This is a genomic window from Pseudoalteromonas sp. LC2018020214, from assembly GCF_016598755.1.
Lineage (GTDB): Bacteria > Pseudomonadota > Gammaproteobacteria > Enterobacterales > Alteromonadaceae > Pseudoalteromonas > Pseudoalteromonas distincta.
On sequence record NZ_CP066804.1, the window covers coordinates 3,100,755 to 3,124,038 of the forward strand.

Genomic DNA, 23,284 nt, shown 5'->3' on the forward strand with positions numbered 1-23,284 from the left:
TATTAAAAGTAAAGGTAAGCCTGTAAGCAACTAAGTAGATACACTATAGTTAACAGTATTAAAAATACACTATTATGAGAACTAATTATGATTAATGGTTTACTACATGCACTTGTACTTGATGGACAAGGCGGCGCTCGTCCTATTGGAAGCACTAATGAGCTAAATAGCTGGCAACCAAGCCAAGGTAAACTTTGGGTGCACATGGATTATAGCCAAAGTGAGGCAGTTGAGTGGCTCAAGGCACAGTCTCATTTAAACGATTACGAACTAGAGTCTTTAATTGCTGACGAAACACGCCCACGTATTACGGCTACAACTAACGGGCATATGTTATTTTTACGTGGTGTAAATTTAAATCCAGCACAAAGCCCTGAAGACATGGTTTCAATTCGTTTATTTATTAGCGAAGACATTCTTATTACTACCCGTAAGCGCCGTTTATTATCGGTGCAAGATACGCTCGCCTGTTTAAATGAAAATAAAGGCCCATGCAATATTTCTGAATTAGTGTGCTCTATTACACAAAAATTAACCTCACGTATGCAAAGCGTTATTGACTCACTAGATGAAACACTCGACGAGTTTGAAGAAGAAATAGATGAACCAAGTAAAAAGTTTGACAACCAAGGTTTATCACAGTTGCGACGCCAAACTATTGCCTTAAAACGTTATTTAAAACCGCAAAAAGAAGCCCTTAGTTCAATGGTAAATAACCACTACCTATGGTTATTAGATGACGATAAAGCAAAACTTAATGAAACCACCAACTTATTAATTCGTTATCTTGAAGAGCTAGATAGTTCGATTGAGCGTGCGCAAATTATTCAGCAAACAATCACTAACCAAGTTTCTGAGCAGTTAAACCAGCGAATGTATGTTATGTCTGTAGTGGCAGCACTTTTTTTACCACTGGGCTTTTTAACGGGGCTTTTAGGTGTAAACGTAGGAGGCATTCCAGGCACAGAGAGCCCTTATGCGTTTAGTGCTTTTGTCATATTTTTAATTGTGCTTACTGGCGGGATTGGTGTGTATTTTAAAAATAAAAAATGGTTATAGTGCCAATCCGCAATAATACTTAATTAATTTGAGGGATTAAATCTGACGCTAACTACGTTAAAAATTTCTGATATACGACTGCATGGATGCAGGAGGTAGAGCAATGCAGGAGCAATTAGTGATAACAACTAAATAACGAATTTTCGCCTTGTTGTCGATACGGTTTTCTTACCTCAAAATAGATCACTTAATTAAGCCAATGGTATAAATTAAGTTTATCCCGTTAAAAAATAAAAAAAGCCACTCAGCTTTAAACTGGGTGGCCCTCTCGACTACTAAATAATTAATTAGTTCTACGCGTGTAACTAACGTCAGTCATTGTTACTTTAGCCTTAGTAATACCTAAATCTTTAAAGCACTCTTTAAATGAATCTGAGTTACCTGACTCGCCACACTCATCTAGTGTATATGGGTCTTGTGATTGAAGATAATTACCAAACTTGAAGTAAGACTCTGAATCATCTTCTACCGGAATACCAAAAGTAGTACCTAGTGCAGTTACATCTACATCACCGTAATTATTTACTACTTTTAGATTAAATGAACCACCACTTCTGATAGTACCTAGTGCATGTTTTTCTTCTTTACCATTGGTGTTACGCAGGCGAACATACACATCAAAAATTCCATTACCCGCTACGCTATCATCAAAACCTGATTCATCAGTATCTGAAACATATACTTTTGAAATCGTACCTGTATCGCTAGCATGGTGTTGAGAAATAATCGTTTTACCACCATCAGACATTTCCACTTTTACAGTTGCCTCAAAAACCTCATAGGTTTCGGTCATTGCAGCACGAGCACTTTCTTTTACTTTATATTCATGACGCCAGCCATTACCGTTTGGAGTGATATGACGCGCTTCTAGAGGAACAAACTCTAAAGTATTGCTATTTACTAATGGATGAGGATTGTTACCTTCAAGGTCAAAAATACTACCGTTGGTGATGTTGCTTGCTATACCAGAGCCACTACCAGTGTCGCCACCGCCAGTATCACCACCACCTGTGTCTCCGCCGCCAGAAGAACTCCCCTTAGTTAACGAAAAGTTATCAAAACGAACATCGTTTGAGCTCTTATCGTGCTTGGCAAATACTTGTAGCGTACCTGTATTTGCTGTGGTGAAAGTTCTAGATACTTTTGTCCATGAAGAAACGTTAAATTTCTCATTTTTAAACAAACCATTAAGATCGTTAATGCCGATTTGACCCTTACCAAGTACATACGCACTTAACGTGTACTGAGTATTTCGATCTACATCTACATTCTGGTAAACACGCCCTGGGCTACCTTGAATTTTTAATGATTTAGAGCCCTTATAAGCACTACCTGAGATAGCTGCAGGTTCTGTTTCATTCCAGTTACTCCAACCATCTTCAAACCCAGCATTATTGATCGTCGCCGCTTGTACAAAACTTGAGCTTGCAGTCATGGCTGCAAGCATAAATAGGGATTTTTGGTTAATCATTATCTTTATTTCTCCAAACCTGTACATGAAAAATCTTACTACATGGCTTTAAATGAGTATTTCACTCAAGCCTAGATCACCGCCTGTAAGCAGGTTTTAATTTATGTTTTTATGTGAAATTGGTAACAATAAAACAATTAAAAAACCAAATTTGGTCTACAAATAATTATTACCAATAATGACAGCCAGCTGGGCTGAGACATAAGTTATATTGCTTGTAATAAATTTGCAACAATTTATTTAATAAGCAATAAGTATTAATTCTATTTAGATTAACCGAATTAAAAATAAATTAAAGCATTTAAAATCAACAAGTAAAATAAAAAATATCAAATAAAAAAGAAAACCCAGATGAGGAACAAAATATAAAATAATAAAAAATCATTAATTTTAACAATTTGATTGGTAATTTATTAAACAACCAAAAAATCATACTTTTGTAATAATAAAATTTATTAGTTTTTATTTTACGTAGTAAAGCTTACGTTCAGTTTAATGCACTAAAATAACATTGGTTAACCAATTACCTCGTACTATTTGTATAAATAAAATTTAAGCATGGCAGTACAAGATGCATTTGAAATAAGAATTTAAAAATTAAATATTAGTGAAAGCTAGCTTAAAGAACTTAAGAGGTATTTGAGCTCAGTGGGAGGAATTCTTTTTTGTAGATAATTTATTAATGATATTTATACAAAAAATACCAATAAGTTTTAAATAAAGTATTAAAAATACCTAGATGGTTAATTTAATTTAATTTAGCTCATATTAGATTTTTTAGCAGAACTCGGCGTGTTTTTTTGTGGGTTGAAATTAGTTTAATCTAGGGGCTGTTAAATCGCGGCGCGAGGTTTATAACCTAGCCAGCCAGGTAGCAATTCCTACGTTATGCGACTGGCTTACCTTTATGTGAAAAGTAAGTAAAAACAGAGCAAAGCTTCCGCGTCCTGTTCACGCCCCTTACCACATCGATTTAGGCAACAAAGAGTTAATCGCCTTTAGAGATTATCTAAAGGGCAGCGCATGTTTGCTAGCACGCTTTTATAGGCATTAAAAAAGACGAGCACTTTGCAATGATCGCCTGTTTATATAACAGTCAGCTAATTACTCTTGAAAGTAAGTGCCCCAACCGTCGTATTCAACATCGCACTCAACGGCTAGTTGCGCTAGCTTATCAACGTCTTCCATAATAACGTCTACGTCTAGCTCAGCTTCAACTACAATGTCAAAGCTCCAAATTTTACTGCCATCTTCAAGTTCAAGCTCTGCTGGCTCTTCAACATCGTAGCCTAATTTAAAAGCAGCCAATGCAGCTTGCTCTAGTTTAGGGAAGTCTTCACACACAAAATGGTGTTCTACTTCATAAAGTATTTCAGGATCTGATCCATCTTCAAGTAGTGAACTTACGATGTCTTCACTTATTTCACGCCAGTTTTCCATTATTTTTCTCTCACTTGAGCATCTAATTCAGTTATTTTAGCAGCCATAATGCTATGCACGCTTTTAGCATGCTCACGCGCGCTAATTTCTTTATCAAGCGGTATAGGCGCTAACATTTCGATGTAAATTGTACCATTATCCCAACGATTTAGCTTAATGGTTTTATGTGTTGTATTCATACATACCGGAATTATGGGTACATCTGCGCTCATTGCGGTGTGAAAAGCACCTGTTTTGAACGGTAGCAACCCTCTTCCATAGCTTCGTGTGCCTTCTGGAAACATCCATACAGATAAGCCATTATTTTTAATTTTTTCGGCTGCTTTGGAGATAGTTCCCGCTGCTTTAGAGCGATTCGATCTGTCTATTAATATATTACCCGACAACCAATAAAGCTGACCGAAAAATGGGATCCACTTTAAGCTCTTTTTCCCCAAACTTACGCAGTTTTTAGGCACCATTGCAGGCACTGTAAATAAGTCGTAGCTATTTTGATGATTAGCAACATAAACTGCAGGGCCTGCATCAATTGCATCTTTATGACGTGTTAAAACTAATTTAACGCCAATCATTTTAGCCATTGAGCCAAACCAGCCCGCTATAATATGTACATTATTAGGGTGAAATGGTCTTACAATCGAAAGTAATAAACCAAAAATACAACTGAATAATATAAACATCAGCATAATAAAAACGCGTATAACAGCTAGCAAATGAGTTTCTCCAAAGATCAATTATGATTATTATAGCGTTATTTTGTGACACAAACGAGTCAATAGCGCACAAGTGTACGCTGAAATATGCAAGCTCTTTATTTTAAAACAAAAACGGCCTGCAAATGCAGACCGTTTTTATTTATACAAAAAAGTAATTGGTTACTCTTCGTTAATGGCTTCTATTGGTTCATCATCTTGTGGGGTTAGCTCAACAACGGCTTCGTCAACACGCTGTAAGCCGCGCGGTAGTTTATTACCCCTACGCCCTCGCTCACCATGATAATGCTCTAAATCAGATGGTTTAAGCGTTAGTTTACGCTTACCAGCATGAAGCGTAACACTGCTTCCTTGTGGCACAACAGCAAGCACTTTTACAAACTCTTCACGGGCTTGTACTTTAGCTCCAGGAATAGAAATAATCTTATTCCCTTTACCTTTGCTAAGTTTTGGTAAGTCACGTAGCGGGAATAAAAGCATGCGACCTTCGTTAGAAATAGCCATACAGTAATCACTAGCAACATCGTTCACCCTAATAGGAGAAAGTAATATTCCCCCCTTAGGAACACTTACCAGCGCTTTACCATTTTTATTTTTACTCACTAAATCTTTAAAGTCGGTAATAAAGCCGTAACCTGCATCTGACGCCATAAGCAATACTTGCTCGTCTTCACTCATTACCACGTGCTCAAAATTAGCACCTGGTGTTAAGTTAAAACGACCTGTCATTGGTTCCCCTTGGCTACGCGCCGAAGGCAGACTGTGCGCATCGGTTGCAAATGCCCGCCCTGCTGAATCTAAAAATACAGCAGGTTGATTGCTCTTACCCCGAGCCGAGGCTCTAAAGCCATCACCTGAACGGTAATTTAAGCCTTGTACATCTAAGTCGTGGCCTTTACCAACGCGTGCCCAGCCTTTATCAGATAGCACAACAGTGACTGACTCTGATGGAATTAAATCTTTTTCGTTAAGTGCTTTCGCTTCTGAGCGCTCAATCACTGGCGAGCGACGATCGTCACCGTACATTTCAGCGGCTTCTTGAATTTCTTTTTTAAGCAGTGTCGACATACGACGTTCTGAGCCCAAAATTTGCGCTAATTTATCACGCTCTTTGGCTAGTTCATCTTGCTCACCGCGAATTTTAAACTCTTCAAGTTTTGCTAAATGACGAAGTTTTAATTCTAAAATAGCTTCTGCTTGGGTATCAGTTAAATCAAAGCGCTCCATTAATACAGGCTTTGGTTTGTCTTCGCTGCGAATGATTTCAATCACTTCATCGATATTTAAAAAGGCGGCTAATAAACCTTCTAAAATATGCAAACGTGCTAATACTTTATCTAAACGATACTGTAAACGACGACGCACTGTTTCGCGTCTAAATGTTAGCCACTCACTTAAAATACAGCGCAAGTCTTTAACTTGCGGGCGACCATCTAGGCCTAGCATGTTTAAGTTTACGCGGTAATTTTTTTCAAGATCGGTGGTTGCAAATAAGTGCGCCATTAATGGCTCAGCTTTAATGCGGTTTGAGCGCGGAATAATTACAATGCGCGTTGGATTTTCGTGATCTGACTCGTCACGTAAATCAGCAATCATAGGTAATTTTTTAGCGTTCATTTGCGCTGCAATTTGCTCAAGTACTTTACCACCTGAACATTGATGCGGCAGCGCTGTAATAACAATATCGCCATGCTCTTCGGTGTAAACCGCACGCATTTTGATTGACCCACGACCGGTTTTATATATTTTATGAATATCGGCTTTTGGGGTAATTATTTCAGCATCTGTTGGGTAATCTGGTGCATGTACAAGCTCAAGTAATTCTTCAAGCTCTGTTTTTGGTTTATCAAGTAATAAACAACATGCGCTAGCCACTTCACGTACGTTATGTGGCGGAATATCTGTTGCCATACCTACGGCGATACCCGTTATACCATTGAGTAAAATATGCGGTAAACGAGAAGGCAATACTACAGGTTCATCCATGGTGCCATCAAAGTTTGGCGTCCAATCAACAGTGCCTTGGCCAAGCTCTTTAAGCAGTACTTCTGAAAACTTAGATAAACGCGCTTCGGTATAACGCATTGCTGCAAACGATTTAGGGTCATCTGCCGCCCCCCAGTTTCCTTGTCCATCTACCAAAGGATAGCGATAAGAAAACGGCTGCGCCATTAATACCATAGCTTCGTAACAGGCACTGTCGCCGTGTGGATGGTACTTACCAAGTACGTCACCCACTGTACGGGCTGATTTTTTGTACTTAGCGTTAGCCGACAAGCCCAGTTCGCTCATCGCATAAATAATACGACGCTGCACTGGTTTTAAGCCATCACCTACATGCGGTAGGGCACGGTCCATGATCACGTACATGGAATAATTTAAATAGGCGTCTTCGGTAAAACGCCCCATTGTTTGTTGCTCAATTCCTTGCATTAGCAAGGTATCTGTATCACTCATTAAAGCTTACCTAGTTTTTCTTATAGCTTACACGGTAGATTACATTGGCGTAATCATCGCTTACTAACAGACTGCCGTCACCTAATTCTGCAAATGCAACAGGGCGTCCAAATGTTGTTTCGTCTTTCATAAAGCCAGTAATAAATGGCGTATATTTAGTTACGCGACCTACTTCGATTGTTGCTAGCCCTACTTTATAGCCTGACTTCTTAGAACGGTTCCATGAGCCATGTTCAGCAACAAATAATTGTTGCTTATAACTTGCTGGAAATTGCTTACCGTTATAAAAATGAATACCTAGTGGCGCTACATGCGCTGGAAGTGCAAGTGCTGGCGACGTGTAATCGGCAATGTTTTTACCTTCACCAAACTCTGGGTCGATAATTGCACCGGCATGAACATATGGAAAGCCAAAATGCTCACCTTCTTGCGTTGCACGGTTTAACTCATCAGGTGGAATATCATCGCCCATCATGTCGCGACCGTTATCACTAAACCATAAAGCTTGAGTAGCAGGATGAAAATCAAAACCCACTGTGTTTCTAACGCCTTTAGCTATTGTTTTTATTTGTTTTGTTTCTACATTAAGCGCAAAAATACGACCAAAACGCTCATCCTCAGCACAAATATTACACGGTACACCCACCGGAATGATTAATTCTCCCGTTGGTGCAAAACGTAAAAATTTCCAACCATGATGACGCTCACTTGGTAGTTTGTTGTAGACCACATCAAATTTTGGATCTTTTAATTGGGTATCAATATTTTTAAAGCGAATAATACGATGCACTTCGCCTACATATAAATCGCCATCTTTAATTGCTATGCCAGAGGGCATGTTTAAGCCTTTAGCCACAACAATTTTTTTATCTGCTACGCCGTCGCTATTGTGATCAATAAGCGCATATACGTTGCCCGCTTTACGAGAGCCAACATACACAATACCTTTTTTTGAAACGGCTATTTGACGTGCATTTTCTACATCATTTGCAAATAAACTAATTTCAAACCCAGGTGCTACGGTGAGCTTATCAAGTATATTTTTAGCCATTGCAGGAGCGCTAGTCAGCCCAAGTAACAGCAAACTTCCTAGTAATTTTTTCATTCGTCTCTCCTAGTGTTAGGCACAAGCAATTAAACGAGCGCCTTGTTACCATGATCTTCTAACCATTGACGACGATCAGGCGAACGTTTTTTAGCAAGTAGCATATCCATCATTTCCATGGTTTCTACTTCTTCATCAAGCGTAAGCTGCACTAAGCGTCGTGTATTAGGATCCATAGTGGTTTCACGAAGCTGTAACGGATTCATTTCACCCAGACCTTTGAATCGTTGTACGTTTACTTTTCCGCGTTTTTTCTCGGCTTCTATGCGCGCCAAAATAGCGGTTTTTTCTTCTTCATCTAGGGCGTAATAAACTTCTTTGCCAATATCTATTCTAAATAATGGTGGCATTGCAACATACACATGCCCTGTTTTTACTAACTCTGGAAAATGACGAACAAACAGTGCACATAACAATGTTGCAATGTGTAGTCCATCCGAGTCAGCATCGGCCAGTATACAAATCTTATTGTAACGCAGTCCCGACATATCTGTTGATTCTGGATCAATACCCAGCGCCACTGAAATATCGTGTACTTCTTGTGATGCTAGTATTTGCCCCGACTCTACTTCCCAGGTATTTAAAATTTTACCACGTAGCGGCATAATTGCCTGAAATTCACGGTCTCGCGCTTGTTTAGCAGAACCACCAGCAGAATCACCTTCCACTAAAAACAGCTCGGTTCGGTCATTATCGGCAGCACTACAATCGGTCAATTTACCTGGTAATGCAGGGCCTGCAGTAACTCGTTTACGTACGACTTTTTTAGCTGCACGCAAACGGCTTTGCGCGTTTGAAATACATAACTCAGCTAATAATTCTGCAGTATCGGTATGTTCATTTAGCCATAAACTAAACGAATCTTTTACAACACCCGATACAAATGCGGCACATGAGCGCGATGAAAGTTTTTCTTTGGTTTGCCCTGCAAATTGTGGATCTTGCATTTTAACCGACAATACGTAACTACAACGCTCCCAAATATCATCCGGTGTTAGCTTTACGCCACGAGGTAGTAAATTTCTAAACTCACAAAACTCTCGCATTGCTTCAAGCAAGCCTTGGCGCAGACCATTTACATGTGTACCACCTTGCGCAGTAGGAATTAAGTTTACGTAGCTTTCCGCTATTGATTCGCCACCTTCAGGTAGCCATACAACAGCCCAATCAGCGCCTTCAATTGAGCTTTTAAATTCACCTACAAATGGGTCTTGCGGTAATGTTTCAAACCCTTTAACGGCTTCAATTAGGTAATCTTTTAAGCCTGTTTCATAAAACCATTCTTTGGTTTCTTTTGTTTGCTTATTAACAAACTTAATACGCAGTCCTGGGCATAAGACCGCTTTGGCTTTTAATAAATGATTAAGCTTGGTAATTGAGTAGTTTGGTGAATCAAAGTAGCTAACATCAGCCCAAAAACGAACGGTGGTACCTGTATTGCGCTTACCAACAGTACCAATTACGCTCAAGTCTTCTACTTTATCGCCATTTTCAAATGCCATTCTGTATTGTTGAGCATCGCGCCTTACGGTTACTTCTACACGTGTAGATAACGCATTTACTACAGAGATACCTACACCATGTAAACCACCCGAAAATTGGTAGTTTTTATTAGAAAACTTACCACCGGCGTGTAACTTAGTGAAGATTAATTCAACCCCAGGGATACCTTCCTCAGGGTGAATATCAATAGGCATACCACGTCCGTCATCGCTCACTTCGAGCGAGTTATCTTCGTGGAGTATTACGTCAATACGAGTAGCGTGGCCCGCCATAGCTTCATCGACACTGTTATCGATAACCTCTTGGCCTAAATGGTTTGGGCGTACGGTATCGGTGTACATCCCTGGGCGTCGTTTTACCGGATCTAATCCATTAAGTACTTCAATGGCTTCGGCGTTATAATTTTGATCACTCATAGTTTTTGTCTTTATATCCGCTAAGGCTCTAATACGTTTACTAGTTTTATTGTTATATGCGCTAAAGCGTTAATATAGTAACTAACCTCAGTTCAGGCTAACTAGTTTTACGTGATTTTAAGAAAATCTACAATACTTGCAAAGGTGCGTTCAAATTCAACGTAGCTATGATCGCCACCAAACTCTATCAATTGCTTGCATTGCGAATAATATTTTACTGCGTGTTGAAAGTTCAACACTTCATCGCCTGTTTGCTGTAATAAATACAGTAACTCAGGATGTGCTAATTTATCTACAGCGAGTAATTTCAGCGCCTCAATATGACTGTTATTTAAATCGTAATGATAATCTTGATACGGATTATAATTAGGCCCAAGTAACGACTGTAATAAATTATAAGGTGCGACCGCGGGATTAATGACCACTGCAGGAATTTGATAACGCTGCGATAAATACGTGGCAAAAAAACCACCTAACGAGCTACCTAATAAAACGGTATCTGGCGTTAGTAATTGTTCAAGCTCAATTATAGCTTGTAGGGGCTCGTGGTTTAAGTTCGGTACACAATAATCAACGTCATAGTTTGCCATAAGCTCACCAAAGCGCACAGCTTTATATGATTTTTGTGAACTATTAAAGCCATGAATATAAATTACGCGCTTAGCCATACCACTTCCGTTTTTACTTCAACTTTATCTTTTTTACTCTTTATATTTAGCATTCTGTAAGCAGGCCCTGCATTTTTTTGCTCCCACTTTGGAGTGTATTTTACAAACTGGACTGAACTGGCAGGACTTGCATATATAGGCAAGCCTCTAAAGTTTTGTTCATAATCGTTGTGTACATGACCATGAAAAAGCGCAGATACATTATTACTATTAACTAAAATATTTAAAAGCTGTGGACCATTTTCTAATAAGTGCTTATCAAGATAGCCATTTATTGGCAGCGGATTATGATGGCAAAAGATAACTTTACTATTATTCGAGTTGACTAAAGTATCAGTTATTTCATCTAAATGCGCGCCAGTAACCCATCCTGCGGGCGTGGGTCCTTTAGAATTAATAAGAAGCAGCTCAACCCCGTTAGCAATAATATGTTTAGCCGAATTTATTTTTCCGCCACTTATGCGATTAAGCATTACTAGTTCATCATGATTACCTGGTACCCAAAATACAGGGCAAGTGATGTCACTGGCATTTATAAGTTCACTAAATAATAAGTACGATTCGAAACTATGGTCTTGTGTTAAATCACCACCAAAAATTACGCAATCTACTGGCTGCTCAGCGATGTGTGCCAAAGCTTGTTCAAAATGGGCTGCAGTATTTACATTAAAATATTCACCCTTTTTATCTGCAAATAAATGGCTGTCGGTAATATGCGCAATGCACAAAGATGATTTATCAAATGTATATGTATCATCAAACCAAGCCATTATTTACATCCCAATTTAATGTTGCTTGCCCGTGCTCTACACAGGCCACTAACCAGTCGTATAAAAAAGCATTAAGTTGATACTTTTCATCTTTTTGATGCATTTTAGGGTTGGGGTATCCGTACGATGGTTTTATGCGTTGATGGTAATCGTGATGAATAATTTCAGCTACTTTCGCATCGTGATACAAACGCACCGTTAAATACAGCGGCGCTATCCCTTTAACCATTCCTGTTAGCTGCTTAATTGAAATATCCATAGTGTATTTTGCGCTGCCATCAATTTTTGTAGCAAATTCACTGTTGCCAAGTTTTACTTCACGAATGCTTCCTATATTGCGCTCGCTCGGTAACAACTTTAATAGTCGCACATAGTTATGCTCACAAAGTGTTAAATACTTTGGGAGGCTTTGAATATATCGATTTGTTGCTAATTGTGCTGTCAAAGTTCCGCCATAATATTAGTAAGAGTTTATGCCCATTTACTTGCCATTTTTTCGCGATTTAGCGCAAGCCACTGCATACAAATAACCGTTGCCGCATTATCCATTTCACCGTTATTGAGGCGCATTAGCGCATCATCAACCGATAAAATATGAGTTTTTATATCCTCGCCTTCAGTTTCAAGACCATATACACCTGATTTCACTTGGCTTAAGTCAGCACGTGCTAAATATAAATGTAAGCGTTCAGTTGTTCCACCTGGGCTTGATAGGTATGAAAGCATAAATTCAAGCTCGGTTAATTCAAGCCCTGCTTCTTCATACGCTTCTTTTTTTACAACTGATTCGTAATCCGTACTGCCATCAGTCATTCCGGCTATACATTCTAGTAGCCACGGCGAATGCTTACTTTTAATAGCGCCAATACGTATTTGCTCAATTAAAAGAACAGTATCTGATATTGGGTCGTAAGGGAGTACTGCAATTGCATCGCCACGTTCTAATATTTCTCGGCTAATTAGCTCTGATTTTCCACCCGCAAAAAGAGCATGTTCAAACTGGTATAAATCAACCTGAAAAAAACCTTTATAAAGGTTTTTTATTGGCTTTAAATTTACATCTTTATGTGTAAATTGAACGAGCGTTTTATCAACCACGTACCTACCTCCTACTTATCTAAAGCTTTAAAATGCGTTAATATATTCTGTTACACTTGAACATACTGTTTTACTAATTATTTTTTTTGTTATGCAGTAAAACAGGTTAACATGCTTTTAGTACAAAAATTGTCTAAGGACCGAACCCCACATGAAAAAGAACATTCTTGCGGCGCTAGTTAGTTTATCATGCGCACTAGGTGCAACAGCAGTGAAAGCTGAAGATTTACTACAAGTTTTTGAAATAGCAACAGCTAACGATCCTACTGTTTTAAAAGCAAAAGCCCAAGCCGATGCGCAGTCTTACCAAAGCGATTTGGCGATGAGTGCACTATTACCTCAAATTGGTTTAACTATGGGTTATACGAAAAGCGATGCAACGTCGTACCAAAGCGTTGGCGACTTATCTAACCAAGTTAAAGTTGAAAGTGACACAGACCAATTCTCTCGTGGTGTAAGTTTAAGCCAAACATTATTTGATTTAGGTGCTTGGAACACTTTAGATATTGCCGATAAGCAAGCTCTACAAGCAAGCGGCCTATATGATGCAGCTAAACAAAATTTAATTGTACGCGTTGCTGAAGGTTATTTTAACGTATTAAGTGCCAGTGATAACCTTGAATTTGTCGAAGCTGAAAAACGTGCCATTGCACGTCAACTTGAGCAAACAAAACAACGTTATGCAGTAGGTTTAACAGCTATAACAGACGTACACGAAGCACAAGCTCAGTTTGATAACTCAGTAGCCCAAGAAATTATTGCCAGTAATGCTGTAGAAACTGCACGCGAGCAACTTCGTGAGATAACTGGTAAATATCACGAAAAATTAGACTTTTTAAATACAGATACTTTCTCAACAACTAAGCCAACTAAGCGCTCAAGCGACTTTGTTAAAGTAGCTGAAGATAAAAATATCAACTTACAAGTCTCTAAAGTAACGGTTGATATTGCAAAAGATCAAATTGAATTAGCAAAAGCAGGTCATTATCCAAAACTAACTCTAAGTGCAAGTTATGGTGACTCTCTTACAGACACTCAAATAAATGGCGCTAATTTTGATGACCAACCGCGTTCAGACTCAAGTTCTGTTGGGCTTAACTTTAGCGTACCTTTATATTCAGGTGGCGCAACGGTTGCTGCAACAAACCAAGCGCGTGCGTTTTACGTATCAGCGAGCCAAGATTATGAAACAAATTACCGCGCAGTCACTCGCACAGTAATTACATCTTATAATCAAGTTGTTTCAGATATTGCGACTTACAAAGCGCTAGAGCAAGCGGTTGTTTCAGCTCAAAGTGCCCTTAAAGCAACTGAAGCCGGTTTTGAAGTAGGTACTCGTACCATTGTTGACGTACTAGTGAGTACGCAAAACTTATACGATGCAAAACGTAACCTTGCTGATGTGCGTTACCGTTATGTGTTATCTACCCTTCGCTTAAAACAAGCTGCGGGTACACTAACAAGTGAAGATTTGGTTGCTATAAACCAAGGTTTAAAATCAGCTTAACTTTTACAGCTAAACATAATATAGATTTATTCAAAGCCAGCATGTAGCTGGCTTTTTGTATTTTATAGCGCTTAGCGTTAAACTATCGTTTTTATTCTCAGAGAGATTTTTGTGGTCACCTCATCTCCTTTTAAAGCATCTTTTTTAGGCCCTCGATACTGGCTAACGTGGGTTGGCGTTTTATTTTTATACTTAATTTCTTGGCTACCACAAAAGCTACAGCTGGCAATGGGTAAGCAACTTGGCCGCTTAGTCCATAAATTTATGAAGCGCCGTCGCCATATTGCAGAAGTAAATATTAAGCTGTGTTTTCCTGATATGAGCGAAGCAGATCAAAAAGACCTTGTACTCAAAAATATGGAAAACACCGGCATTGCAATGGTTGAAACCGGCATGGCTTGGTGGTGGCCGCAGTGGCGAGTAAAAAGTGTATATGGCTCAATCAAAGGTTTGGAGCATTTTAAGCGCGTACAGGCATCTGGTAAAGGTGTTTTATTACTTGTACCTCATATTCTGCATCTTGAAATGGCGAGTCGTGTAATGGGATTAAAATGCCAAGGTTTAGGCTTTTACCGCCCTCACAACAACGCTCTAATGGAATACTTTACAACGAATGGCCGCCTTCGTTCTAACGAATACCTAATTGGCCGAAAAGATGTAAAAGGCTTACTAAAATCATTAAAAAACAAAAAAGTATGCTATTACTTACCTGACCAAGATTACGGACGTAACCGCTGTGAGTTTGTGCCATTTTACGCCGTCCCTGACACTGCAACGACAACAGGTACTCTTATGTTTGCTGGCAGTAAAAACTGCGAAACTATGAGCTTAATCTCGCGTCGTGACGAAAATGGAAAGTATCATTTAGAGGTAGTACCTGAGCTTGAAAACTTCCCAAGTGGTGATGATAAGGCTGATGTAACACGGGTAAATCAACGCATGGAACAATCTGTTAATGCCGCTCCAGAGCAATACATGTGGCTACACCGTCGCTTTAAAACTCGACCGGATAAAAATACCCCTTCTTTTTACAAAAAGTAATGGTATAACAATAATAGGAACAAATAAGGTGGGTAATAATCATGTGGTTTTGGATTAGACATTTATCATTTGCAGCCGTGCTAATAGCACTCGCCGTATACTTTTTAGTGGGTGATAGTTCTGTATTTGATATTAAAAAATCTAAAAATGCAGCCGCCGAAGGATTATCACGCTTTTACTCCTCCATTCGTAACCAAGTAAAAAGTAATAAAGAACGAGATCAATTTGTTTTAAAACTTAAAACACCAGAACAAACCTTAGATAGAGTATTGGCTGAACGTGCGCGAACAGTAGATCCAATGCCTACAAATTGGACTGGAGAAGTTGAACCTAGGCGCTTTGAAAATGGCACAACTCTTAAAGATGTACTTAATCAATATGCTAAAAACGAGGGGATTGAGCTCTACTGGTACTTAAGTAAAGATTACGTAGTTAAAGATCATTTTAGAGTAGACAGTAACTTTACTTCAGCACTGTACCAAATTGGACGCGCTATAAATGATGACTTTGAGCATGAGGTTTATACTTACTTTTGCCATAAACAAAGAGCAGCGGTTATTACCGAGTTACCATCAGAATTTGTACGTACAAACTGTTTAAAACTAAAGGTTTAAGGGTTTACACATACAAAAACCCAAGCAAGCGCTTGGGTTTTTCAGTTCAATTCAATTCAATTCAATTCAATTCAAAAATACTATTCCAAATATTAGTTACGTTAGTAATATCTTGTAAAAACGTTTCTCGCGGGATCAATTTGCCTTTTTGCTCCAAGCTCAACACGTGATAACACGAGCGGTAATCAATATACGCTTTTATCAACTGCTGCTTTTGCTCTTTAGTAATACAACCTATATTTGCCGCATCCGTTAATATTCTTACGTTGTCTGAGTAAACTGTAAGCTGTTCAAACTCGTTTGCGTGTTTAAGTACTAAATATTGCGTAATAAACTCAATATCAGCCATACCACCAACATCTTGTTTTAAATCAAATTGATCAATATTTCCTTTCGCTAGATGGTCGCGCATTTTTTCGCGCATTTTTATTACATCAGCTTTTAGCACGGTATCATCGCGTGGCTGGCAAAGTATATTTTTACGAATTTGTGAAAAACGATCTATCAGATCGTTTTGACCTAAAATTAATCGAGCCCGAACAAGTGCTTGATGCTCCCACGTCCATGCTTGAGTTTGCTGATAGTGATTAAAGCTCTCTAAATTGATAGCCAATAAACCAGAGGCTCCTTCAGGACGTAATCGTGTATCAAGCTCGTATAAAATGCCCGATGCAGTACGGGTATTAAATAAATGCATTAGGCGCTGAGCGAGCTTTAAATAAAACTGACGAGAATCTATCGGTTTTTCACCATTAGTTAGGCTTGAGCCATCATGATTATGCACAAACACCAAATCTAGATCTGAGTCGTACCCGACTTCTAAGCCACCTGTTTTACCATATGCAATAACAGCAAAACCTTTATTTTCATCATCTGTGCCAGGGGGCATACCAAAGCGCTTAACAGTGTTATGCCATGCAATATTAACAGCTTGGTCAACAATCGCCTCTGCCAGTACGGTTAAATGATCGCTTACTTTCATTACGTCAAGAACACCGGTTGCATCGGCGGCAGCAATTCGTAATTGATGCGTTTGCTTAAATTGCCTAAGCGACTCCATTTGCAGTTCTAAATCGTCATGCTCTATTCGTAAAAAATACTGTCTTATTTCATCTTTATACGCTGTGAGCGGGGTTGGTTTATAAAGAACTGCGGGGTCTATTAGTTCATCAAGTAATATGGGGTAGCGAGAAATATGCTCGCCTATCCATTTGCTATGACAACACAGTAAAACAAGTTGCTTTAATGCACCTTGGTTTTCGTAAAGCAATTCTAAATAGGCAGTACGCGAAATTATCTTATTAAAAATTTGGCAAACCATTGTGAAGGCTGCTGCACTGGCATTAAAGTCATTTAATTGATTTAGTAAAACGGGCATTAACTTATCAAGAGTGTCACGCCCTCGGTTACCTATATTTACCTTAGACAGCCTTAATTTAAAATCGTTAAGGGGTGCTTGCCATTCATCTCTGGCTTCTTTTAAAAAGCTCACATCACCATGATCCCAAGCACTAATAAATGCGCCTTCACAGGTATCAAGTGGCACGGTTTCCTCGCCAATCACAAGTGCAAACTCACCGTTAACTTGTTTCATCACCTTTTCTATAGTGTTTAAAGTGGCAGAAAAATCAGCTTGTTCTAATAATAAATTTAAGCGCTGCTGATTCAATTCATCATCGGGGAGTGTTTGCGTTTGCTGATCGTCAAATATTTGAAGGTACTGCTCAACTTTACGTAAATAAAGGTAATTGCGCCTCAGCTCGCTTGCTTCTTGCTCATCTATAACTTGGTTAAGTGCCAACTCATTTAATGCTTTGAGTAAAGATTGGGTTTGTAAATTAGCCTCTCGCCCACCTCTTACCATTTGCAGGGCTTGCACTATAAATTCAACTTCACGAATACCACCAGCGCCTAGTTTTATATTATTAGTTAAGCGTTTACGGCGAACCTCTTGTGCAATCATTAACTTCATTTTACGCAAGGATTCAATCACCGAAAAATCAATATACCGGCGGTAAACAAACGGCTTTAAAAGCTTAATAAATTCATCCCAATATTTATTAGGAGTGCCAATTAAGCGCCCTTTTAACATGGCGTAGCGTTCCCAGTCGCGCCCTTGTTCTTGGTAGTAATCTTCAATGGCATTAAAGCTCATAACCAAAGGGCCGCTTTCGCCAAACGGACGTAGGCGCATATCAACTCTAAATACCTGCCCATCACCGGTGGCTTGGTTAAGTGCTGCAATCAGTTTTTGTGCAACTTTGGTATAAAACACTTGGGCCTCAAGGCTTCTGCGGCCACCTTGGGTTTTTGTGCTGCGCGGATACGCAAAAATAAGATCAATATCAGAGGAATAATTTAGCTCCTGTCCGCCAAGCTTCCCCATCCCCAATACCATTAGCGGCATTGCTTGGTTTTGCTCATCAAGCGGTTCACCATTTACTTTTGCCACCTGTGCATGCGCCCATTGGTTGGCGCTATTAATTAACATGTCAGCCAGTTGGCTTATGTAATTAATACTATCGGCAATGGGGTTGTTACAGCATAAATCTAAAAAGGCGACTTTAAGCCAGTACTTTTCACGATATTGACGAAGTACTTTATGGCACTGTGCTTCATCAAGGTCAGCTAAATTCAGGTTTTTAAAAGGAGAATCTATTACTCTATTTTGTATTTCGTCTTTGCATAATAGCCAGGTATTTAAATCAGGTTGTGACTCTAAACTGCGCCAAGCAAAGTCGCTTAATGCTAATAACCTTACAACTTCACTTTGTTTACTTTGCTGCGGGTATAACTGTTCAAAGCGCATCAAGCCAAGTTTTTGTAATTGAATAGGAAGTTGCTTTACGTTACTCATCAATCCTCTCTTTTATATCATCAATAACCGTACTAGAATGATTAAAACCTAGAAAGGTTAACTTAATTAGGATCACCATGTCATATTTGTCTTTATCTAACACTAGTTTTATTGCGATTGCCATTAGTTTTGCGGTTATTTGCATAACTATTTTTTGTTTACGAGTTGTCACTCAAATCAAAGCAAAACAAGCGCTTAAAGATGAGTTAGCGCAACACGACAACTTTGCCATGGGTATTAGTTTTGCATCTGAAATATCAGTCGTTATAGCCACTATAGCCTTTTTATTTGACGAAATAAGCGTAAGCACGGCACAGTCAAACCCGTTAAAAGTGTTAATTATTATTGTTCTCTTATTCACTTTTATAAAAGTGGGCCATTTAATTCACAGAAAATGGATACTCCACAGGTTTAATGAAGAAGCTGCCATACTAAAACAAAATGTATGTGCTGCATTGGTAGACTCAGGAATGTTAATCGCTAACTGTATTATTGCACTGGGCTTGTACACGTGGACCCACACGCAAGGGTTTAGCAACTTACTTATTGCTTGCGTTAGCTTTTTTACACTCCAAGGGATGTTTGCACTTGATAGCAAAATACGAGAACACCGTTTTGCAAAAGCAAACCAAGGTGCGTCACTACAAAGTAACTTTAACCTAGAAAATACATCTATTGGTATAAGATATGCTGGAAAATCAATTGGCTTAGCGTTGGCTGTATATGCTGGTTTATCTAGCGCAGCATTTCAAAACGGTAAAATGGTTGAAAACATATTTACACTTGTAATGCATTGCGGTGTAATGTGGATACTACTTTACAGCTTAACGTATGTGATAAAAATTATCTCTTTACCAAATATTGATACGGCTCTTGAAATAGACCATCAAGATAATATTGGGGTAGCATGCATAGAATTTGCTGTTTTTTGTGCTATAGGTTATTTACTTATTAGTATGTTTTCTCTTTAGACCTTTTTACTGAAAATACAGCAATTAAAACGTCTGCATTTAAGTAATAATGGTAATTACTTAGATGCAACAAGGTCCTAGCTCTATGCCACCTGAAATAACGAACTATTTGTTAATTGACATAGACAACGAATTTAGCCGCGCATTTGCCGAATACTATGTAAATAGTAATGGCATAACAAAAGCGAGTACACTTATTGCTGCAGGGAGTAATACCCGCCAATTAGTAAAAATGATGTTTGACGAGCTTATTAAAGACTATAGTTATTGCGATCTTGAAAACGAAATAAGCGTTTCTGAGTTAATTAATTATTTAAAAGATCATCACGATTTACACGGAGTCCTTTTCAATAGCACCGATTATTTACTCGCAAGTGATAAGCAGCGCTTTATTTATAACTCCTTGCATAAAGAACGCTTTTTAATAAATCTTGATGATACAGGCTATACACTAAGCCGGGTTACCGATGAGACGTTAACGGAACCTTCGCAAAATCATCACGATATAGCGCACACCCCACAAGATTTAATAGATCTCGCCGAACAACTTAATAAAAATAAATAATTGCGCACAGCCCCCAGCTTACTTACCATAGCAATATATATTTTTACGCTATGTAGTAAGTGACGCCCTATGCGAGTTCCTCATATTTATCAAACATCGAGTATTGCCCTAAACACCCCTGTAACTTTAGATGACGATGCTGCAGGGCATATTGGCAGAGTGCTGCGCATGAAAGTAGGCGAGCATGTATCTATTTTTAATGGCGAAGGTGGCGAATACCTTAGTGAAATAATTGAGGTAACAAAAAAAACAGTCGTCGTAATGCCATTAGAACTTAACCCTCACGATGTAGAATCTCCACTTAAAATTCATTTAGGTCAGTGTGTATCCCGTGGTGATAAGATGGATTTTACAATTCAAAAGTCAGTTGAACTAGGTATTACCGAAATCACCCCTATTTTTAGTCAGCGCTGTGGCGTGAAACTAATGGGCGATCGTCTTGAGAAAAAACACCAACAATGGCAAAAAATTGCAATTGCCGCGGCTGAGCAGTCAGGGCGTAATTTTGTGCCAATTATTCACCCACCTATAGATTTAAAACAATGGCTTGCACAACAAACCGATGCAATTAAGCTCACTCTTCACCCTCGTGCTGAGCACAGCATTAAAACCATTACGGTACCTAAAGATGGCGTACGCTTTTTAGTAGGCCCCGAAGGTGGCTTTACCGACGATGAAATGGCATTAACCAAACAACTAGAATTTGTAGATATTCGCTTAGGCCCGCGCGTTTTACGAACGGAAACAGCCGCTTTAACGGTCTTAAGTGCATTACAACTTCAATTTGGCGATTTAGCTAATTGAAATAACTAAAAGCACCCTCATATAAACAGTAACATTTATAGTAAGGCACAGCGCATGGCAATTAAGTTAGGTATTATTTCTGATCCTATTAGTGGATTTAACATCAAAAAAGACACCGGTTTTGCAATGATGATGCAAGCGCAAGAACGTGGCTACGAAATTTATTATATGGAGATGGACGATTTATCTCTTCGTAAAGGCAAGTCGTACGCTACAGCGTCTAAAGCGCAAGTGTTTAATAATACAGAAAAATGGTATGAGCTTGAAGAAAAAACCACTATAGCCCTTGCCGATCTTGACGTAATTTTAATGCGTAAAGACCCTCCTTTTGATACTGAATACATTTACGCGACGTATATTTTAGAGCGGGCTGAACAAGAAGGTACGTTAATAATTAACAAGCCACAAAGCCTTCGCGATGCTAACGAAAAGCTATTTACAGCATGGTTTAGCGAACATACGCCAGACACACTTGTTACACGTAGCCAAAAACAAATTCGTGAATTTTTAGCACAGCATAAAGACATTATTTTAAAACCGCTTGATGGCATGGGTGGCGCATCTATTTTTCGCATTAGAGAAGACGATGCCAACATTGGTGTAATTTGTGAAACGTTAACCGAGCACGGCAGCCGCTTCGCAATGGTGCAAAATTACATTCCAGAGATCAAACAAGGCGATAAGCGCGTACTAGTAGTTGATGGCGAAGTTATTCCATATTGTTTAGCGCGTATACCGCAAAATGGTGAAACACGCGGTAATTTGGCTGCAGGCGGTCGAGGCGAAGCTCGTCCACTTAGCGAATCAGATTTAAAAATAGCGCAAGCTGTTGCACCAACGCTCAAAGAAAAAGGCTTAATATTTGTAGGTTTAGATATTATTGGCGATAAATTAACTGAAATTAACGTAACTGCACCAACGTGCGTACGCGAAATTGAAGCTGCTTATGATATTTCTATCACAGGTATTTTATTTGATGCGATTGAGCGTAAATTAGGTAAGTAATTACCACAATAAAAAGCCCATTAGTTTAAGCCTTTCATGCAATTAATGGGCTTTTTATGTCAATTTAAATAACTATGCCATACTCAAAGTTCATTAACTAAAAAGGGTGAAATCTATGCAGTCATTAGAAAATCATTTTTTAATCGCGATGCCGTCAATGCAAGACCCTTTTTTTAAACGTGCTGTTACCTATATTTGTGAGCACAATGAAGATGGGGCTATGGGTTTGGTAATAAACCAACCTATTGATGTTACTGTTGGCGAACTTTTAGATAAAATAGAAATTGATAACGACAAAACGCAAAACGCAGCAAAAGTAAGTGTGTTTGCAGGTGGGCCCGTTAAAACTGACCGTGGTTTTGTACTGCACTCTCCCCAATCGGGTTATTCAGCAAGTCAGAAACTCAGTAGCGATATTATGATCACTACCTCAAAAGACGTTTTAGCAAACTTAACCACTGCACAAGCACCAGAGCAGTTTATTATTACACTTGGTTATTCAGGGTGGGAGCAAGGACAACTCGAACAAGAGTTACTTGATAACAGCTGGTTGATCATAGAAGCCGATCCGAAGATCATTTTTGATACCCCCGTTGAAAAACGATGGGAAAAAGCAGTTTCAATGTTGGGCTTTGATATTAGCCAACTTAGCCCTGAAGCTGGTCACGCATAATAGTAACTAACCCTTAGCAAACTTAAACAAGATACACATGACAAAAAAATCGCTTAAGCCGCAAGGCGAACGCACTGTAATGGGCTTTGACTTTGGCACCAAAAGTATTGGTATTGCTATTGGGCAAGAGTTAACCGGCAGTGCGTCTAGCCTTAAGGCTGTAAAAGCACAAGATGGCATTCCTAATTGGGACCATATCGCCGTACAAGTAGCCGAGTGGCAGCCTGACTTAATGGTTGTTGGTTTACCACTGAATATGGATGGAACATCACAAGAGGTTACCTTTAAAGCAAAAAAGTTTGCCAACAGATTGCATAATCATTATGGCATTCCTGTGCAAACACAGGATGAGCGTTTAACAACAGCGGATGCTAAAGCGCGACTTTTTGAAAGTGGCGGCTATAAAAACTTAGGTAAAGGTAACGTAGATAATATGTCTGCGGTTATTATTTTAGAAAGCTTTTTTGAGTCTAGTTACGGTGAATAAGCTGGCTATATAAACAACCCTTTATACAAATAAAAAAAGCGCCAATTGGCGCTTTTTCAT

General features: G+C 38.9%; 21 protein-coding genes. 10 read left to right on the forward strand and 11 right to left on the reverse strand.

Features of this window, described 5'->3' with window-relative positions:
* Positions 1 to 87 precede the first annotated feature (87 nt).
* Positions 88 to 1,059: a zinc transporter ZntB gene (locus tag JG479_RS13815; RefSeq protein WP_200219511.1), complete on the forward strand. Its 972-nt coding sequence runs from the start codon at positions 88 to 90 to the stop codon at positions 1,057 to 1,059.
* Positions 1,060 to 1,342: 283 nt separating this feature from the next.
* Here JG479_RS13815 and JG479_RS13820 read toward each other — a convergent pair whose 3' ends face one another.
* From JG479_RS13820 to JG479_RS13865, 10 genes are all read right to left on the reverse strand, one after another.
* Complete coding sequence (locus JG479_RS13820; protein WP_200219512.1) at positions 1,343 to 2,530, reverse strand: polysaccharide lyase family 7 protein; 1,188 nt, start codon at positions 2,528 to 2,530, stop codon at positions 1,343 to 1,345.
* Between the two features lie 1,104 nt (positions 2,531 to 3,634).
* Complete coding sequence (gene rraB, locus JG479_RS13825) at positions 3,635 to 3,970, reverse strand: ribonuclease E inhibitor RraB (protein ID WP_002961968.1); 336 nt, start codon at positions 3,968 to 3,970, stop codon at positions 3,635 to 3,637.
* A complete protein-coding gene (locus JG479_RS13830) occupies positions 3,970 to 4,683 on the reverse strand; it encodes a 1-acylglycerol-3-phosphate O-acyltransferase (RefSeq protein ID WP_149603218.1) in 714 nt (237 codons plus the stop codon). Before JG479_RS13830 ends, rraB begins: the two co-directional genes overlap by 1 nt.
* Positions 4,684 to 4,845: 162 nt before the next feature.
* Positions 4,846 to 7,140 (reverse strand): DNA topoisomerase IV subunit A, encoded by a 2,295-nt coding sequence (parC, locus tag JG479_RS13835; RefSeq protein WP_002961963.1) that lies wholly within the window; start codon positions 7,138 to 7,140, stop codon positions 4,846 to 4,848.
* A 10-nt stretch (positions 7,141 to 7,150) separates the two neighbouring features.
* Entirely contained in the window at positions 7,151 to 8,245 is a 1,095-nt protein-coding gene (locus JG479_RS13840; protein ID WP_024605067.1) for a PQQ-dependent sugar dehydrogenase, read from the reverse strand.
* Between the two features lie 29 nt (positions 8,246 to 8,274).
* Positions 8,275 to 10,164, reverse strand: a complete 1,890-nt coding sequence (parE, locus tag JG479_RS13845) for a DNA topoisomerase IV subunit B (protein WP_002961961.1) — start codon at positions 10,162 to 10,164, stop codon at positions 8,275 to 8,277.
* Positions 10,165 to 10,271: 107 nt separating this feature from the next.
* Complete coding sequence (locus JG479_RS13850; RefSeq protein WP_002961960.1) at positions 10,272 to 10,832, reverse strand: YqiA/YcfP family alpha/beta fold hydrolase; 561 nt, start codon at positions 10,830 to 10,832, stop codon at positions 10,272 to 10,274.
* Complete coding sequence (locus JG479_RS13855; protein WP_197121702.1) at positions 10,817 to 11,602, reverse strand: metallophosphoesterase; 786 nt, start codon at positions 11,600 to 11,602, stop codon at positions 10,817 to 10,819. Before JG479_RS13855 ends, JG479_RS13850 begins: the two co-directional genes overlap by 16 nt.
* Positions 11,589 to 12,047 (reverse strand): DUF1249 domain-containing protein, encoded by a 459-nt coding sequence (locus tag JG479_RS13860; RefSeq protein ID WP_039488324.1) that lies wholly within the window; start codon positions 12,045 to 12,047, stop codon positions 11,589 to 11,591. Before JG479_RS13860 ends, JG479_RS13855 begins: the two co-directional genes overlap by 14 nt.
* Before the next feature lie 26 nt (positions 12,048 to 12,073).
* Positions 12,074 to 12,700, reverse strand: coding sequence for an NUDIX domain-containing protein (locus JG479_RS13865; protein WP_200219513.1), 627 nt, complete (start codon positions 12,698 to 12,700; stop codon positions 12,074 to 12,076).
* A 151-nt stretch (positions 12,701 to 12,851) separates the two neighbouring features.
* Between JG479_RS13865 and tolC the strand changes: the two genes are divergently transcribed.
* The 3 genes from tolC to JG479_RS13880 all read left to right on the forward strand — a co-directional run bounded on the left by tolC (position 12,852) and on the right by JG479_RS13880 (position 15,862).
* Complete coding sequence (tolC, locus tag JG479_RS13870; RefSeq protein WP_002961956.1) at positions 12,852 to 14,207, forward strand: outer membrane channel protein TolC; 1,356 nt, start codon at positions 12,852 to 12,854, stop codon at positions 14,205 to 14,207.
* Positions 14,208 to 14,318: 111 nt separating this feature from the next.
* Positions 14,319 to 15,248 carry an LpxL/LpxP family Kdo(2)-lipid IV(A) lauroyl/palmitoleoyl acyltransferase gene (gene lpxL / locus JG479_RS13875; protein ID WP_200219514.1) on the forward strand — a complete coding sequence of 310 codons (930 nt, stop codon included), beginning with the start codon at positions 14,319 to 14,321 and terminating at the stop codon, positions 15,246 to 15,248.
* Between the two features lie 41 nt (positions 15,249 to 15,289).
* A complete protein-coding gene (locus JG479_RS13880; protein ID WP_149603221.1) occupies positions 15,290 to 15,862 on the forward strand; it encodes a toxin co-regulated pilus biosynthesis Q family protein in 573 nt (190 codons plus the stop codon).
* 61 nt (positions 15,863 to 15,923) lie between these two features.
* Here JG479_RS13880 and glnE read toward each other — a convergent pair whose 3' ends face one another.
* Positions 15,924 to 18,719, reverse strand: a complete 2,796-nt coding sequence (gene glnE, locus JG479_RS13885) for a bifunctional [glutamate--ammonia ligase]-adenylyl-L-tyrosine phosphorylase/[glutamate--ammonia-ligase] adenylyltransferase (protein WP_039488321.1) — start codon at positions 18,717 to 18,719, stop codon at positions 15,924 to 15,926.
* Positions 18,720 to 18,796: 77 nt separating this feature from the next.
* Here glnE and JG479_RS13890 point away from each other — a divergent pair, with 77 nt between their 5' ends.
* From JG479_RS13890 to ruvX, 6 genes are all read left to right on the forward strand, one after another.
* Entirely contained in the window at positions 18,797 to 19,690 is an 894-nt protein-coding gene (locus JG479_RS13890) for a DUF350 domain-containing protein (RefSeq protein ID WP_039488320.1), read from the forward strand.
* Between the two features lie 64 nt (positions 19,691 to 19,754).
* Complete coding sequence (locus tag JG479_RS13895; RefSeq protein WP_002961951.1) at positions 19,755 to 20,255, forward strand: hypothetical protein; 501 nt, start codon at positions 19,755 to 19,757, stop codon at positions 20,253 to 20,255.
* Between the two features lie 69 nt (positions 20,256 to 20,324).
* Positions 20,325 to 21,059: a 16S rRNA (uracil(1498)-N(3))-methyltransferase gene (rsmE, locus tag JG479_RS13900; RefSeq protein WP_002961950.1), complete on the forward strand. Its 735-nt coding sequence runs from the start codon at positions 20,325 to 20,327 to the stop codon at positions 21,057 to 21,059.
* Between the two features lie 54 nt (positions 21,060 to 21,113).
* A complete protein-coding gene (gshB, locus tag JG479_RS13905) occupies positions 21,114 to 22,064 on the forward strand; it encodes a glutathione synthase (protein WP_138489656.1) in 951 nt (316 codons plus the stop codon).
* 115 nt (positions 22,065 to 22,179) lie between these two features.
* Entirely contained in the window at positions 22,180 to 22,737 is a 558-nt protein-coding gene (locus tag JG479_RS13910) for a YqgE/AlgH family protein (protein ID WP_002961948.1), read from the forward strand.
* Positions 22,738 to 22,774: 37 nt separating this feature from the next.
* Positions 22,775 to 23,224 carry a Holliday junction resolvase RuvX gene (gene ruvX, locus JG479_RS13915; RefSeq protein ID WP_002961947.1) on the forward strand — a complete coding sequence of 150 codons (450 nt, stop codon included), beginning with the start codon at positions 22,775 to 22,777 and terminating at the stop codon, positions 23,222 to 23,224.
* Positions 23,225 to 23,284 lie beyond the last annotated feature (60 nt).

Bases quoted from the DNA above. Each gene is read 5' to 3' on its own strand.
- ruvX (WP_002961947.1), top strand. From the start codon at position 22,775: ATGACAAAAAAATCGCTTAAGCCGCAAGGCGAACGCACTGTAATGGGC.
- JG479_RS13840 (WP_024605067.1), bottom strand. From the start codon at position 8,245: ATGAAAAAATTACTAGGAAGTTTGCTGTTACTTGGGCTGACTAGCGCT.
- JG479_RS13890 (WP_039488320.1), top strand. From the start codon at position 18,797: ATGTCATATTTGTCTTTATCTAACACTAGTTTTATTGCGATTGCCATT.
- glnE (WP_039488321.1), bottom strand. From the start codon at position 18,719: ATGAGTAACGTAAAGCAACTTCCTATTCAATTACAAAAACTTGGCTTG.
- JG479_RS13820 (WP_200219512.1), bottom strand. From the start codon at position 2,530: ATGATTAACCAAAAATCCCTATTTATGCTTGCAGCCATGACTGCAAGC.
- tolC (WP_002961956.1), top strand. From the start codon at position 12,852: ATGAAAAAGAACATTCTTGCGGCGCTAGTTAGTTTATCATGCGCACTA.
- gshB (WP_138489656.1), top strand. From the start codon at position 21,114: ATGGCAATTAAGTTAGGTATTATTTCTGATCCTATTAGTGGATTTAAC.
- JG479_RS13855 (WP_197121702.1), bottom strand. From the start codon at position 11,602: ATGGCTTGGTTTGATGATACATATACATTTGATAAATCATCTTTGTGC.
- JG479_RS13895 (WP_002961951.1), top strand. From the start codon at position 19,755: ATGCAACAAGGTCCTAGCTCTATGCCACCTGAAATAACGAACTATTTG.
- JG479_RS13850 (WP_002961960.1), bottom strand. From the start codon at position 10,832: ATGGCTAAGCGCGTAATTTATATTCATGGCTTTAATAGTTCACAAAAA.
- JG479_RS13910 (WP_002961948.1), top strand. From the start codon at position 22,180: ATGCAGTCATTAGAAAATCATTTTTTAATCGCGATGCCGTCAATGCAA.
- parE (WP_002961961.1), bottom strand. From the start codon at position 10,164: ATGAGTGATCAAAATTATAACGCCGAAGCCATTGAAGTACTTAATGGA.
- parC (WP_002961963.1), bottom strand. From the start codon at position 7,140: ATGAGTGATACAGATACCTTGCTAATGCAAGGAATTGAGCAACAAACA.
- rraB (WP_002961968.1), bottom strand. From the start codon at position 3,970: ATGGAAAACTGGCGTGAAATAAGTGAAGACATCGTAAGTTCACTACTT.
- JG479_RS13880 (WP_149603221.1), top strand. From the start codon at position 15,290: ATGTGGTTTTGGATTAGACATTTATCATTTGCAGCCGTGCTAATAGCA.
- rsmE (WP_002961950.1), top strand. From the start codon at position 20,325: ATGCGAGTTCCTCATATTTATCAAACATCGAGTATTGCCCTAAACACC.
- JG479_RS13815 (WP_200219511.1), top strand. From the start codon at position 88: ATGATTAATGGTTTACTACATGCACTTGTACTTGATGGACAAGGCGGC.